The sequence below is a fragment of the Paenarthrobacter sp. NPDC058040 genome (assembly GCF_042885775.1).
GTDB lineage: Bacteria > Actinomycetota > Actinomycetes > Actinomycetales > Micrococcaceae > Arthrobacter.
The window spans coordinates 19,943-34,784 of the sequence record NZ_JBHVRN010000006.1 but is presented as its reverse complement, the minus strand read 5'-3'; the positions used below and the strand labels follow the sequence as shown (position 1 = coordinate 34,784).

At 59.5% G+C, this 14,842-nt stretch carries 10 protein-coding genes; 3 read left to right on the top strand and 7 right to left on the bottom strand.

The features are described from left to right. Nucleotides 1-65: 65 nt before the first annotated feature. The 7 genes from ACFVSJ_RS09480 to ACFVSJ_RS09450 all read right to left on the bottom strand — a co-directional run bounded on the left by ACFVSJ_RS09480 (nt 66) and on the right by ACFVSJ_RS09450 (nt 10,312). Nucleotides 66-947: a cytochrome gene (locus ACFVSJ_RS09480; RefSeq protein ID WP_387436240.1), complete on the bottom strand. Its 882-nt coding sequence runs from the start codon at nt 945-947 to the stop codon at nt 66-68. A gap of 12 nt (nt 948-959) precedes the next feature. Next, nucleotides 960-3,344: a molybdopterin-dependent oxidoreductase gene (locus tag ACFVSJ_RS09475; protein ID WP_387436238.1), complete on the bottom strand. Its 2,385-nt coding sequence runs from the start codon at nt 3,342-3,344 to the stop codon at nt 960-962. Nucleotides 3,345-3,467: 123 nt separating this feature from the next. Next, nucleotides 3,468-4,802, bottom strand: coding sequence for an MFS transporter (locus ACFVSJ_RS09470; RefSeq protein ID WP_387436236.1), 1,335 nt, complete (start codon nt 4,800-4,802; stop codon nt 3,468-3,470). 183 nt (nt 4,803-4,985) lie between these two features. Then, a complete protein-coding gene (locus tag ACFVSJ_RS09465; protein ID WP_387436234.1) occupies nt 4,986-6,182 on the bottom strand; it encodes a PucR family transcriptional regulator in 1,197 nt (398 codons plus the stop codon). Further along, nucleotides 6,172-7,209 carry an FAD-dependent oxidoreductase gene (locus ACFVSJ_RS09460; RefSeq protein WP_387436232.1) on the bottom strand — a complete coding sequence of 346 codons (1,038 nt, stop codon included), beginning with the start codon at nt 7,207-7,209 and terminating at the stop codon, nt 6,172-6,174. Before ACFVSJ_RS09460 ends, ACFVSJ_RS09465 begins: the two co-directional genes overlap by 11 nt. Nucleotides 7,210-7,212: 3 nt before the next feature. Next, on the bottom strand, nt 7,213-9,225 hold the full coding sequence (locus ACFVSJ_RS09455; RefSeq protein ID WP_387436230.1) for an NAD(P)-binding protein: 2,013 nt from the start codon (nt 9,223-9,225) through the stop codon (nt 7,213-7,215). A 178-nt stretch (nt 9,226-9,403) separates the two neighbouring features. Continuing rightward, entirely contained in the window at nt 9,404-10,312 is a 909-nt protein-coding gene (locus ACFVSJ_RS09450; RefSeq protein ID WP_387436228.1) for a LysR family transcriptional regulator, read from the bottom strand. Between the two features lie 100 nt (nt 10,313-10,412). On the opposite strand from ACFVSJ_RS09450, the gene ACFVSJ_RS09445 reads away from it, so the two are divergent. From ACFVSJ_RS09445 to ACFVSJ_RS09435, 3 genes are read left to right on the top strand one after another with little or no spacing between them, the layout of a single operon-like run. Beyond that, nucleotides 10,413-11,618, top strand: coding sequence for an NAD(P)/FAD-dependent oxidoreductase (locus tag ACFVSJ_RS09445; RefSeq protein ID WP_387436226.1), 1,206 nt, complete (start codon nt 10,413-10,415; stop codon nt 11,616-11,618). A 52-nt stretch (nt 11,619-11,670) separates the two neighbouring features. Continuing rightward, nucleotides 11,671-13,083, top strand: a complete 1,413-nt coding sequence (locus tag ACFVSJ_RS09440; RefSeq protein WP_387436224.1) for a 2-oxoadipate dioxygenase/decarboxylase family protein — start codon at nt 11,671-11,673, stop codon at nt 13,081-13,083. Between the two features lie 29 nt (nt 13,084-13,112). Beyond that, on the top strand, nt 13,113-14,651 hold the full coding sequence (locus ACFVSJ_RS09435; protein ID WP_387436222.1) for an aldehyde dehydrogenase family protein: 1,539 nt from the start codon (nt 13,113-13,115) through the stop codon (nt 14,649-14,651). The last annotated feature ends 191 nt before the right edge of the window (nt 14,652-14,842 follow it).

Sequence of the window (14,842 nt, the reverse complement as noted above, 5' to 3'; positions counted from 1 at the left end):
CTGATGCGGAGCCTTAAACAGTTTAGTGGAGAGGAATGCGTCGGCGCCGTGATGAACCTGGAGCCTTATGCTCCAGCGCCCACGCCCATCCGGGCGCCCGCAGCGGCGAGGGGTGGCGGAGCAACAGGCAGTAACGCTTGCCCAGCCGACGCCACGTCGGCCGACATCTCCCACACACGCCGCAAAGCGCAGAACTTCCACCAGTGGTGCTTGAGGACTTCCGGATTGGCCCGTTGGGGACGCACTTCCGTTTCTCCGATGGCAACAGCCAGGAGCATGGGGTTTTCACCGAATTTCCACGATTCCCATTCACCTGCGACTGGGTCCACCAGACTCTCCTCGGCCTTCATCCCGGCCACCAGCTGCATGACCACCTTGTCATCCAATGCCTTGACTGCGCCGTCCCGCGTGGTTCCCTTGGTTTTGTAGTCAATGAGGCAAATGCGCCCATTGATCCTGGCCACCAGGTCAAGCGTGCCGGCGTACCCTACGCTCTGATTCCATACCGTGATTTCGGGAGCGATGGGCTCAACGCCGTACAGTTCCCACCATTCGTCGAACCGGGCAGCGAATGCCTGCTCCCCATGGGCGGCGAGGTCGTCCCTGCATTCCTGCATGCGGTGTGGCCGCCCCAAGGCCCGCAGTGCCACTTGCTCGCAATAGGTGTGAACACGGTCGCCGCGGGCCGCAGCCTCGTCCCGATAGGTCTCGGCAGCCTTGGACGCTTTGTTGACTGCCTGCCTGATGCGGGCAGGGCTGCCCAGCAGGGCCGGCAACTCAGGATCGGCCGCCAGGCTGCTCGCTCCCATGAAACTGAACCAGCCGTCCAAGGCATGCGCTTGCTGCCCAATGACCGTAGTGATGGAGGGGACGGCGAATTGCTCCGTGGTGGAGCGGGCATACATTCGTCCGTAATCAGTAGCGTGGGCAAGCAGTGGAGCAGTCATACAAAGACTTTGTCATAGAGGGCCGACAGAATTCACCCGCGCAAGGTCATGGTCAGTTTCTCCGGGGATGTCCCGCACAGCTTCTACGTGGGACGAAGCTATCAACGGCGGCATGTATGCCGTAATTTCAGGCTCGACACCTTGGAACAACTCCACCTGCACAAGGCACGTGTGGGCGGAGGTGCCCTGAGCCAGGCTTGACGTGCCCATGTCCTGGGTTAAGACATTGGGATTTCCATGCTTGCATGGCGAACCGATGATTCCCTTGTCGATTGGGTCGTACCATGAGCCGGTAGGCAGCTGAACTACCGAGACGAGAATCTGGTCAGTGACGCGAACAGCGGCAAGGCACGAGCCCCGATCATTGAAGACGGTAACAATGTCGCCCGTGGCAAGCCCACGCTCAGCAGCATCCAAAGGGTTCATGCGCAGGACGGCGCGTCCCCTAATTTTGTGCCTTTGGCTTTCGACCCCGTGATCAAGCTGGCTGTGGAGTTTGCCATCGGGTTGCGGGGTAACCAGATGCAACGGGTATTTCAAAGCAATTGAACTGCCAAGCCACTCTCGTGGTTCGAGCCATACTGCCTGGCCTGGGCAATCTGCGTAGCCGAAGCTATCCACGGCAGCGGAAAATAGTTCAAGCTTTCCGGACGGCGTCTCCAAGGGATGTTCTTCAGGGTTGTCGCGCAGCCTGCTGAAAGCCAGATCACTCGTTCTCGGCATTGGGAGCTCTACCGCACCTGCACGGGTGAATTCATCGAAGGTCGGCAGCTCGATACCAAGTGCGGCACTCTTGCTGACCGTTCGCTCATAGAGTTCGCCAACCCACTCGCCAGCGCTGCGCCCTTCCGTGAACCTTTCCCCTTCCCCGAGCAGGTGCGCGATCCGGGCAAAGATCTCATAGTCAGTAAGGATTCCCTCGGGTGGCTCCGCCGTCTTTTCCATATAGCTCAGCCATGAGTCGCCTGCGCCGATCGCGAAGTCCTCCCGCTCAAGAGAAGTTGCTACGGGAAACACGATGTCAGCATGCTTGGCCGTTGCGTTCCAGAATGGTTCGTGTACGACGATCGTTGCCGGCTTCTGCCAAGCCAGCAGCATCTTGTTCAAATCCTGGTGATGGTGGAAGGGGTTTCCACCGGCCCAATAGAGAAGTCTGACCTCGGGGTATATGTGGCGGGCGCCGTTGTAGTCAAAAGCAGCCCCCGGTTGCAAAAGCATGTCGCTGATGCGCGCCACCGGAATAAAGGCCGCGACGGGATTCGTGCCCTGGGGCAGGGCCGCCGCGGGCGAAACAGTGTCATTCACATGAGCGGCATGGATTGAGGAGTAGCCGGGACCGAAGCCGCCCCCCGGTTTGCCCAGGTGTCCTGCCATGGCGGCAAGGGTGAGGCCGGCCCAGTAAGTCATTTCGCCGTGATGCTGACGCTGAAGCGACCACGTCACGGAAATAAGCGTTCGCTTGGCCGCAACCTTGCGGGCAAGCCGACGGATTTCGTCTGCCGAAACGCCGCAGATTCCAGACGCCCATTCGGCGTCCTTGGGCACGTTGTCCTTGGCTCCGAGGAGGTATTCCCTGACTCGATCGAAGCCGACACAGCACCGTGTCACAAAATCGATATCGAACAGATCCTCCACGAGCAGTGTGTGGCACATGCCAAGCATCAGTGCGACGTCGGTATTGGGTCGTACAGGCACCCAGCGCGCCCTCAATCCTTCCCCCGAATCGTTATGACAGGGAGTTACAACAGAAAATTCCACCCCCGCCTCGGCACACCGGTCCTGCCAAGAGCCATTGACATGTGCGCCAACCCCGCCGGAATTCATCTCCACGCTTCTTCGGGGCAGTCCTCCAAAGGCAAGCACGAACTCACCATGCTGGGCGATGTTTTCCCAATTGGGGACGGATCGCAGGAACCAGCCCCGATTCCCGATGATGTGCGGAAGGATGACCTCATCGGCTGCCATGGAATAGCTGTTCACCGACCGCGTGTAGCCGCCGATGGCATTAAGGAACCGGTGCACCTGAGACTGGGCGTGATGAAAGCGACCAGCACTTCCCCACCCGTAGGAGCCCCCAAAAATTGCTTCGTTGCCGAAATTGCTCCGAATTCGACTCAGCTCGCCGGCGACCAGCTGAAAGGCTTCCTCCCACCCAACTTCGACAAACTCCTCTGAGCCGCGGGATGTTGTTGGGCCAGGACCTCGCTCGAGCCAGCCCCGCCGAATGGCCGGCCGCCGAATGCGTGTTTCACCACGCAAAACGCCACGGTAGTTCTGGCCAACAAGCGACGGGTTTGGATCATCCGCCACTGGCTCCACCTGGGTGACCTCGTTTTGTTCAGTAGTCACCCAGTAATTGCCCCAGTGACTGGCCGTTCGGCGCCTTGACTCTGACATTTGGTAACACCTGTCTAACGAAAGGATGGATTTCAGGCGCTGGGAAACCGGTGTGGACGTTGAGCGCGTCCACACCGGTGACCAGCAAGGTTCGCCTCGCCGCCGGCATTCAGATCCGGAGACTCAGCGGTTGGTTACGGGCGCCAAGGCAAGGCGCACTTCTTCGCCCTGTTCGAACGATGCGTCTGGTTCCAGGTGCCGATGCCCAAGGACAGCCGCGGCAACCGATATCAGTCCAAGGAAGGTTCCGTAGTACGCCGGACCCACTGGCCCAAACCACTGGACGAGCTGGAGAGCAATCAGCACCACTGGGCCCATGATCAGCGCCGAACCTATGTTGAAGGCCATATTGCCGCCGGTGCCACGGACCGCGGGAGGCATTGCCTCTGCGGCGACGAGGGGGAACATGGCGTAAAGGAAAGCGAGCAAAACAGCCAATACCGCCATTCCCAAGGCGATGGCAGGAATACTGTTCGAGGTGATCAGCAAGTATGAGGGGATCAAGGCGCACGTGTAAGCCAGTGTGGAACCCAGCCTTGAATAGCGACGCTTTATTCGGTCGATCACCATACCCCATATCGGGATGCACAACGCAAGCAACAGGAAGGTGGCCGCAATGACCGCTGACACCGCATTCTGATCGATTTGTCGACCACGCAGATAGTTGGGCAGGTAGGCGAGGAAGAGAATACCGTTACCTGAGAAGACAAATCCCAGGAGCGCCACGGCCACGATCTTGGTCTTGTGCACCCGCAAAATCTCTTTGCCCGGATGGCGTGAGCTTTCCCCTGTTTCCTTGATCGCGGAGAAAACCGGCGTTTCCGTCAGCAGGGACCTTATATAGAGTGCAACCAGGGCCAAGGGAGCGCTTGAAAGAAACAGCCAGCGCCAACCACCATCGTTGAACCATTGGTTGCCACCGGCGTTCATGAGCACATATGAGAACGCAAAGGCAACGGGATAGGCCAGGCCGGTTCCCATCTGAATGAGGGAAATTCCCAACCCACGGCGCTCGGCAGGCACATGTTCCATGACGAAGGTAACGGAGCCCATGAGCTCACCACCAGCGGCAATTCCTTGGGCAACACGGCACAAAATCAGCAGTATTGGCGCCATAATCCCTATGGAGTCATAGCCAGGCAGGAGCCCGATGGTGGTCGTCGCAGCTCCCATGAGAAGAACGGTGAACATCAGCACGTTCTTGCGACCGATGATGTCGGAGACGATTCCGAGGGTGATTCCGCTGAAGGGGCGAACGACGTACGTAACAGCGAAAGTGCTGAAGGATGCTACCAACTGCACGGATTCACTCGCATTGCCGTAAAAGATATGGCCTATCGCAGCGGCAGCATAGGCAAAAACTATCGCATCATACCATTCCACAAAATTACCTAGTGCGCCGGCGATGATGGTTTTTCTGGGAAGTGCCCTGTTGGTTTTCATGGAGATATCAGTCACACAAATCAACTTTCACTTGGGCCGGGGATTCCATGGCTACACCCGTTGGCGGCCAATACGGACGAAGAGGTCAGCTTTCGGTGCCACGCACATCATTGTGTGACCTGATCCAGCTGGACCTGTTCAAAAAGTCTATGTGTGACTCACGCCACAGAACATATACGTCTGCACTAATCTGTGGACCTAGCTTTCCTCACAATGTAGAAAGACGGGAATTTCGGTATCCAGAAAGGCCAGAAGTCCGGCTCCAAGGTGGAGGGCAAGGCGATCATTACCGTTTTTCAGGTCACACCCCGTCACTTCTTCGACCCGGGAGAGCCGGTAGTAAAGCGTGGTCCGATGGATGTTCAGCCTCGCGGAGGCTTTCGTTACGTCTCCACCTTCTTCCAGGAAAACCAGCAATGTCTCTATCAGGGGTGCACCCGAAGTGGTATCGGCCAATTTTCTGACGCACTTTGGTATAACTTGCTCTCTGCCCTCAAGGGCGGCCCTCAGGAGAACACCTTGATAACTGCAGTCCGGCCACGATAGATACGCTTCCTTCCTGGTAAAGGCTGAGTAGGCCGCGAGGGTGGCTTGCATCAGCAACTCCACACTCTCGGTAACAGGACCCCAGTTGCTAAGGCCGACCGACACGCGTTCAGCGCCATGTTGAGCGAGCCGGCCCAAGGGGAAGCCAGCTTGTCCTGGAGAACGGCTGTCCTGGTCCCTTATGACGGTCAGGGCAACCCGCCCGCGTACCAGAGAGGCTGTCCTCGTGATCCTGCGGCCGCGTATCGACTGGGCCAGAACTCCATCCAAGAGCTTCGCCATTGAACGCGGCCCACCCGGGTCATGATGGTCGTACGCCACAAGGACTGCGATATTGGCTTGCGGATCAATAATTTCTTTCGTCCAGAAATTCCTTATTTCTTCCCGGCGTTTGGGATCGGAAAGAGCCTCAAGGAATGCAGTCCAGACGACGGCTTCCGACTGTGCAGAGTTCATCGGTTCCTGGCTCAGGACGAGAGCCAGCTCAGGTAGGGAATGAGAAACCACACGGTCGTCAGCTTCGGTTGCTTCACCGATTAACCAGAGAAATCCCACCCATTCGTTGTCTTTCCGGACGGGATAACATCGTCGGACGGTGATTCCAAGATCGTCATTTTCAGGAACCCGAATTGGATCTCCCGGATTTTCCGCATCAAAGAAGCCGTAAACGTACGATGAAGACTTGCCTTCTACCCGGCGGGATACAAGGACGTCGACACGCAACCTGTCCAGGTCCCCAAAATGACGACTGCAAGCCACGAAATGTCGATTGCGATCGTCAACGGCCACTGACCGGCCAAGTTTCTCGGCAAGCTGATCGACAAACTGCTGTACCTTGTCACGGTTCACGCTTGATCATTTGCTCCCAAACCTGCGAACGGCCACCTTTGGCGCCGTCATTTCCAATACCCTCGATGATGGAAGTGACTTCTTCCGCGCTCCCCCACGAGAGCGTTATTCCAGCCCCTCCGTGGCCATAGCACGCAACTACCGGCCATGGGTGACCACTGACCTCCTCCAACCGCACGGAGGGTCGTCCTGGCCGCAGGCCCACCGCCCGCGAGAGTATCGGCTGCCCTTCAAGAGCAGGCGCCAGGGCTCTTACCCGACGCAGGATCGCTGCTTCCAACTCCGGGTCATAGGCCCGCTCCCAGGAACCCACCTCCGTGGATCCTCCGCAGACGACGTCATCGCGTCGTGGGACGATGTAGGTCACTCCCTGGGGGTTGTCGTCGTCCAACGTCCATTCGGCAATCCCCGGATTGGCAAGGCGAACCACCTGTCCACGGATTGGATAGGATTCTTCGTCGTCCTTCAAGAGGGCCGCCGATTGGAGGCCGGCGGCGACAACGACGACGTCCGGGCTGCTCCCCATCGAGTTTTCGACAGCAGCCATGGAATCCAACGTGGCTGAAACGAAAAATACGCCAAGCCTTTCGCACTCCTCGCGCAGCCAGGCCAGGTAGATGGATGTCGTAACTACCGGCACCACCGTTTTTGTCCCGCTCAGAGCGTCTGGAGGCAGCTCATCCGCGTCCGCGACACGGTACTCGGAGAGGGCTTTGGTCCATGCACGCGAACCGGGGAGGCGTTCAACCACCATACCGGCCACCATATCCACGCCAGTATCAGGATCATTGGCCAGTTCGGAAAAACGCTCGAACCCCTTCCTGGACCACGAAAGGCTGGCGGCGGACTCTTCAGTCCGGTAGGGAAACCACATGGCGGCGGCAACTTCAGAGACTCGACCGTTTGATTCGTCGGCGTGTATCACCACTACCTGATGCCCAGCCTTTGCTATGTCGTGCGCGCACGACAGTCCGATGACCCCGGCTCCAACTACCGCGACCGTAAGGTGCGATTCTTGCCCTGCCATCTACTATGCCTTTCCTGACTGGAGCGCCACTTCTAGAGCAGGTGACTCCGGACGAAGGGTCTCCTGGACTGCAACCATCTTGTCCGGAAACCGTATCTGTGCGTCCACCAGATCCTTGGCTTCCTGTGTTGCCTGGAGTGCGCGGCGCGGCCGCAGGGCGTCTCCAATCACCACGGGTTCCATCCCGTACTTTGCGCGTAGCTCCTCTGCCAGCCCCGTTACCGGGTCACCGCCGAACCACGCTACTACTGCGTCGGGCCGGAGCTCCTTCTCGCGCTGGCCAAAGACTCCTTCCAAGTACAGGGAGCCATCCTGAATTCGTGACAATCGGACTCTTTCCACGGTGTGGATGCCGCGGTCCGAGAGCGTCCTTAGCATTGGATAGAGGGTGTTGATGCCTTCGCCTTCGCCAACGTGCAGGCGGGAGGTGGCCAGGGTGACCTGGGCTCCTGCGTCTGTCAACCGTTCTGCAATGAAGGCACCATCGAGATTGCCGATGGCGTCAAAGACCACGACACTGCCGGAGAATCCCTGATTCAGGGCATCAAATACTGAAAGCACTTGGATGGAACCATCTGTTTTCAGGGAAGTCTTCGTCTCCACCGCACCAGTCGCAACCACGGTGATCGCGGGCGAAAGTGCCACGACGTCGTCAGCAGTAGCTTCGGTACTGAGCTGCAGGTCGACCCCAAGGCCTTCAAGCTGGCCAGATTGCCAGTCCAGGTACCTTTTGAACTCTTGCCGGCTGGGCGCGTTGCTCCATGCGGCCATTTGACCGCCTATCGCCCCTGCCTTTTCGAACAGAGTGACGCGGTACCCGGCGAGGGCGAGCCTCCGGGCCGATTCCAAGCCCCCAGGGCCTGCTCCCACAACGACGGCCCTCTTGCCATTGGTTGCCGCCCTGTCCATGACTTCATGCACTGTTCCGACATCCGGGTTCACCAAGCACGTCAGCTTACGTGCGGCGAGCAGCTCATTGACGCATACATTGGCACCAACGCATGGTCGAATATCGGCCCTTCTGCCCGCGCGGGTCTTGGCCAACAGCTCCGGGTCGGCAATTTGCGCCCGAACCATGCCCACCATGTCAGCGTCACCGGACACGACCAAGTCATTTGCCAGCTCAGCTGTCATGATCCGGCCGACTGCGCATACCGGTACTGTCACCGCTTCCTTAATTGTCCTCGCTACGTCCCGGAACAAGCCGGGCTTTGCGGGCGTCGGAGGCCAATGACGCACCCTCGCTTCCATTCGGTTGTTATTGCCCACCATGACGCTGATGTAGTCGACCCGGCTCTCCAGGGCCTTCGCAACTTGTGCGGCTTCCGGTGGCCTAAGCCCGCCCTCTACCAAGTCGTCAACGCCAAGCCGGATGCCGAGAATCATTTCTGTCCCAATGGCTTCGCGCACAGCATCCAGCACCTGGATCGGAAAGGTCAGACGGCCCTCCAAGTCACCGCCGAACCGGTCCGTTCGATGGTTGGTCAGTGGTGAAATGAATGACGCGAGGAGGAGCCCGTGGGCCATGCTGATTTCGACCCCGTCCAGCTGACCACGTCGACACCTGTCAGCTGCCGCAGCATACTGTTCAACGATCTCTGCCAGTTGGGCTTCCGTGGCGGGAACCGCTACCTGCCGGCTTACCTCGGACAAATCCCGGGAAGGGCCAATGACACCTGGGCCTTCCGTCTCTGTGGGGCCAGGGTGGGCGAGTTGCGCCAGCATACGCCCACCTTCGGCCCGGACGGCGGCAGCCAGCTTCCGGTAGCCGGGAATAATGGAATCGTCGATATTCCATAAGCAAATATCGCTCCATTCGCTTGACGGCACGATAGGGGTTGCTCCGGTCACCTGCATGGCCACTCCAGAGCGGGCCCGCTCACGATGGTAGGCAATGTAGCGCTCTCCCGGCTTGCCTCCATCGGCCAGACCGGGTTGGTGGGCAGGTAGATAGATCCTGCCTCGAAGCTCGTGGGGCCCAATGACGATCGGTTCGTCAATCATCCAAGAGGTCATGAAGCAAAGCCCTTTCCGTCTGTTGATCGTTGCTCGCCGATCACTCACGCGTTTCAGTCATCTTGCCTGAACAGGGGAAGTCCCAGAAGAGACGGCTGGCTGACAAAATCTGTCCCTAGCCTAAGAAGAACTTTCAGGAGCACGTTGGACCATACCCATGGCCTGGCGGGAGCGCCCATCAGTTTGGCCGGCGAAATGCGTATTTGAGTGCATCCCGCACCGCACGGACGCTTTCCTTCTCGAGAGCTCCGGATCGCGCGATTGCGACGATGCTGCGGTACGAGTTTCCGGGCAGCGCCGCTACACGGGCTTTCGTTGGTCGCAGGACCATCATGAGCGGAGTAGCAAGGGTGATTCCTACTCCGGACTCGGCAAGTGCAATGGAGACAGCCGTATCGGTCACAGTGTGTTGGACGTTTGGTTCGATACCTGCGCGTGCGCATGCGAAGCGGCAGGCTCTGCCGAAGTAGGTATCCATAGGCGGAAGTACCCAGTCATGGTCGTTGGCGTAATCAACCAGTGCGTCGGTGTCGCCCCCGAATTCGGGGACCGATGGGGGAAGGACCATCTGGAAGGGTTCCTCATGCAGTAGTTCACTGACAACCCCACGCAGCGGTGGCTGTGGCGCATCGCTGTAGTTGAGTCCCAGCGCCACATCTATCTGGTGATTGAGTATGGCTTGAGGCATATTCTCGACATCCACTTCCACTGCTTGGACGGCGACATGTGGAGCGACGCGGCGCAGGTGTTCGGTCGCGGGTTGAATTGCAGACACCGCGGCAGATCCGAAGACGCCGAGTGAAACTACGGTGCGCTGCTCGAACTGCGGAGCGTTCAATGCCGCCGCCGCTTTCCTTTCGTCCTCCAAGAGAACCCGGGCATGACGAAGGAGGGTAACCCCCGCGTCCGTAAGGACAACCTTCCGGCCATCACGAGCAAAAATAGGTCGCGGAAGACCAGTCTGCAGGGTGGACATCTGTTGGGAGACAGCACCCGGAGTAAACCCCAAGGCTTCGGCCGCGGCAGTCATCGTGCCCAGCTCTGCGACGACCTTGAAGGTCTTCAGTTGTTCGAATGTCCACTTCATATAGGAACTCTAATCAAAGTTTTAAAAATCTATCGATAGACGTCAAAGGACTGCCGCCCCGAAGCTTATTCCAAAGTTGAAGCAGCAGGAGGGAACGCATATGCGCATAGAACACGTGGACAACGTCGTCCCACTCGCGGGCGCGAGGGTTCACCCCTTGCCTGGCGATGGCACTGTTGTCATTCTTGGCGGCGGAATCATGGGGACCAGCATCGCTTTCCATCTGGCTGAAGCGGGTGTCAAAAACGTTGTCCTGCTGGAGCGGAACGTTCTCGGCTCGGGGTCATCGGCCAAGCCTCTGGGCGGGGTGCGGGCCACTTTTTCAGATCCGGGCAACATCAAACTTGGGCAGCGCAGCCTCGAGGCTTACGAGCGTTTCGGGGAGAAGTTCAGGACGGACATTGGGCTGCGTCAGGTGGGATATCTCTTCCTGTGCAGGACGGAGTCAGAGCTTCTGGAGATCGAAGACAGCACCCACATCCAAAGGCGCCTCGGCGGTTCCAGCCGGATGGTTTCGCCGGACGAGGCGCACGACATCAACCCTTTCCTGGATCCGCGCGTTCTTGTCGCGGCGTCCTATTCCCCGCGCGATGGCTTCGCCCAGCCCTCCAAAGTGGTCAAGGCATACGCCGAAGCTGCACAGCAGCTTGGTGTGACCATCTGTCAGGGAACGGAAGTCTTAGGCATTGACGCATCAGGTGGAGAGGTCCGGGCCGTTCACACGAACCGTGGCTCCATCCGGACGGCCACCGTCATCTGCACGGCAGGGGCTTGGTCTACAAGGTTGGGGGCAATGGCCGGGGTCCACCTTCCCATTGAGCCGGTCCGCCGCCAGATCGGCATGACTCCACAGGCGTCCAGGCCGCTCCCCACCGTCCCTTTTACGCTGGACTTGGCGACGACCTTGTACTTCCACAACTACCTGAACGGGATGCTGCTCGGAATCTCCAACCAGGACCAAGAACCCGGTTTCTGCCGGGAGTTCGACTACCAGTGGTTGCCGGCGTTCAACCGGGCCGCAGAAGTTGTTGCTCCCACGCTCGCCCACCAGGACCTCGATGTCGGCTGGGCCGGACTGTACGAAAACACCCCGGATCACAACGCGATGATCGGATCCGCAGATGCCGTTTCCGGATTCATGTACGCCACAGGGTTCTCCGGTCATGGCTTCCTGCAGGGGCCCGCGGTGGGAGAACTCGTCAGGGACATGTACCTGGGCAGGGAGTCCTTTATGGATCCGGAGCAGTTCAGCGCAGCACGCTTCGTTGGCGAGCTCTCGCAGGTCAGGGAGGTCCACATCATCTGACTCTTGGAACAGGTGCACCCAAATGAAGACATCATCAGAAAGGATCATGCCCATGCCAACGGCAACGAAGCTGCAACTTTGGGAGCTCAGGGCCGAATTTGCCCTGCGTTTGGCTACGCTCTACGGAAATGAAGTACCTGCCTACAACACCCTCGTGGACGTTTCACGGGAGGTCAACGAAGACTTCATCCGCAAGAATGGCGAGGCAGCCGAGCGCCTTGGAAGCATCAAGCGCGTCACGGCAGAGCGCCACGGCGCCATCCGTGTAGGGTCCGCCCCGGAACTAGCCCAGGTAGCGCGGGTCTTTAGCGCCTTCGGTATGTATCCGGTGGGCTTTTACGACCTTCGGGACGCGTCGAACAGCTCGGTTCCCGTGGTGTCCACGGCATTCCGTCCTGTGGACCCGGCCGAGCTGGCCAAGAACCCGTTCCGGGTTTTCACCTCCATGCTCACCCACGACGACCGAAGGTTCTTTGACGAGGCTACCGAGAAGCAGCTTGAGGCCTTCCTCGGCTCACGCACGCTCTTCAGTGAGGAGCTCCTCACCCTGGCGGACAAAGCAAGCGCAGAGAACGAATTGGACCCAGCAGAAGCAGAACGGCTTCTGGACTTGGCCACCTCCGTCTTCGAACTCACCCCTGAGCCTGTGGATCATGACTGGTACTTCAAGCTGGAGAAGATCTCCGCGGTAGCTGCCGACATCGGAGGCGTTTCGTCGACACACATCAACCATCTGACACCGCGGGTGCTGGACATCGACAGCCTGTACAACCGCATGCAGGCCCGCGGAGTAACGATGATCGACGAAATCCAGGGACCGCCGAACTGGGAAGGTCCCGATGTGTTGCTCCGCCAAACATCCTTCCGTGCCCTTGCCGAGGAGCGCAGCTTCCGGCACGCAGACGGGGAGATCCGTCCAGGGTCCCTCCGCGTCCGCTTCGGCGAGGTCGAACAGCGGGGTATCGCGCTCACCGAACGTGGCCGGGACGTCTATGACGGGATGGTGGCCGAGGTTGACAACTGGCTTGCGGCGTCACCGGCCGGGACTACGCGCCTGGAGATTGCCCATCACGTCTGGCGGAAGAACCTTCCAACCACTGAGACGGAACTTGCTCTGCAGGGATTGGGCTACTTTACGTACCGGGCGACCGGGGCGGGAACCGCTCCCAAGGAGAAGTCCGCGACCTTGCGGGAACTTGTCGAACGTGGAGTCCTTGTACCCGAGCCAATTGTCTATGAAGACTTCCTGCCCCGATCTGCAGCCGGAATTTTCCAGTCAAACCTCACCAGTGACGGATCCCGGGACGACGAACAGCTCGGAACGCCCTACGACATCAACCGCCTCTCCGAGGTCCTGGGGACCAGGATATTCGACCCCAACGAGCTGTACTCGGCGCAGCAGTCGGCCTCAATCCTCGCGGCCGGGCGACAACTCGGCCTGGTTATCACAGACCTCCCCGCATGACTCCCACCACCAAACCTAGAGGAAAACATATGACCACTCTGACATCCACCATTCCGGCCACATCAGCAATCACCGAGCAGGTCCGCAGGAGCCTCCACGCCATCGGCGTGGACCCGGCGACGCTGGACGGCACGAGGGAAACGCGAACCCCCATTACCGGCGAGGTCATCCTCCACACCAGGATCCACTCCGGCGAAGAAATCGACGCAGCAATCTCCCAGGCGGCGGAGGCGTTCAAGACCTGGCGCAACGTCCCGGCGCCTGTCCGCGGTGCACTGGTCAAGCGCTGGGGACAGCTGCTCACCGAGTACAAAGAGGAGGTTGCTACCCTCATCACCGCTGAAGTCGGAAAAATCCGCTCTGAGGCCTTGGGGGAAGTCCAGGAAATGATCGATATCGCGGACTTGGCCGTGGGTCAGTCCCGCCAGCTCTACGGGAAGACCATGCCTTCCGAGCGCCCTGGGCACCGCCTGGCCGAAACCTGGCACCCGCTGGGCGTCGTCGGCATCATTTCGGCGTTCAATTTCCCGGTCGCGGTCTACGCATGGAACACCGCTCTGGCTCTTGTTGCGGGAGACACAGTTGTATGGAAGCCCGCGGATGCAACCCGGCTCTCTGCGCTGGCGGTGGACACCCTCCTCGCGCGGGCAGCCAAGGAGGTCGGGGCGCCCGAGGGAATCCATCACCTGCTGCTGACCGACCGCATCGGCGGACAAAAGCTTGTCGAAGATCCGCGGATTGCCTTGGTCTCGGCCACAGGTTCGGTTCGCATGGGCCAGGAAATCGCTCCCAAGGTCGCTAAGCGTTTCGGCCGGGCCCTGCTGGAGCTAGGAGGCAATAACGGGGCCATTGTGGCTCCGTCCGCAGACCTGGAGCTGGCCCTGCGAGGCATCGTCTTCGCGGCCGCAGGAACCGCTGGCCAGCGGTGTACGTCGCTGCGCCGACTCATCGTGCACTCCTCAATCGCCGACACACTCGTTAGTAGGATTGTCGAGGCCTACCGCACCCTGAACATCGGGAGCCCCGATCAGGAAGAAACACTGGTTGGCCCCCTGATTAACGCGTCCAGCTTCGAGGCACAGCAGGACGCCCTGGCGCAGGCCGTTGCCGAAGGAGGCGAGATCATCTACGGCGGCAAGCGCGTCCTCGCGGAGGACCAGCCCGATGCCTACTACGTCGAACCAGCCGTGGTGCGCATGCCCGCACAGACCGCCGTCGTTCACGACGAGACGTTCGCCCCCATTCTCTACGTCATGACGTACGAGACTTTGGCGGAGGCCATCGACATCCATAACAGCGTGCCCCAAGGCCTGTCATCGGCGATTTTCACCCAAGACCAGACAGAAGCCGAACAGTTCCTTTCGGCCAGTGGCTCTGACTGTGGAATCGCCAACGTCAATATCGGCACTTCCGGCGCGGAAATCGGCGGAGCCTTCGGCGGGGAAAAGGAAACCGGTGGCGGCCGCGAGTCTGGCGCCGATTCGTGGAAGGCCTACATGCGCCAGGCCACCAACACCATCAACTACTCCGGGCAACTGCCACTGGCCCAAGGTGTGAAGTTTCTGTAAGGACACCCGCCGGACCTTCCGGCCACTGCCATAACTGCACAGGCCAGGAAACCGATTGAGACGAGAGATGGGGGGGGGGGGCCCCGCGGGCCCCCCCCCGACGGGGGGGTTAAAAACAGACGCATGGTAACACCACCAAAAAAAAAAAAAACAAAAAAAGAAAAAAAAGAAATTATAAGAGTGGGGTGTGG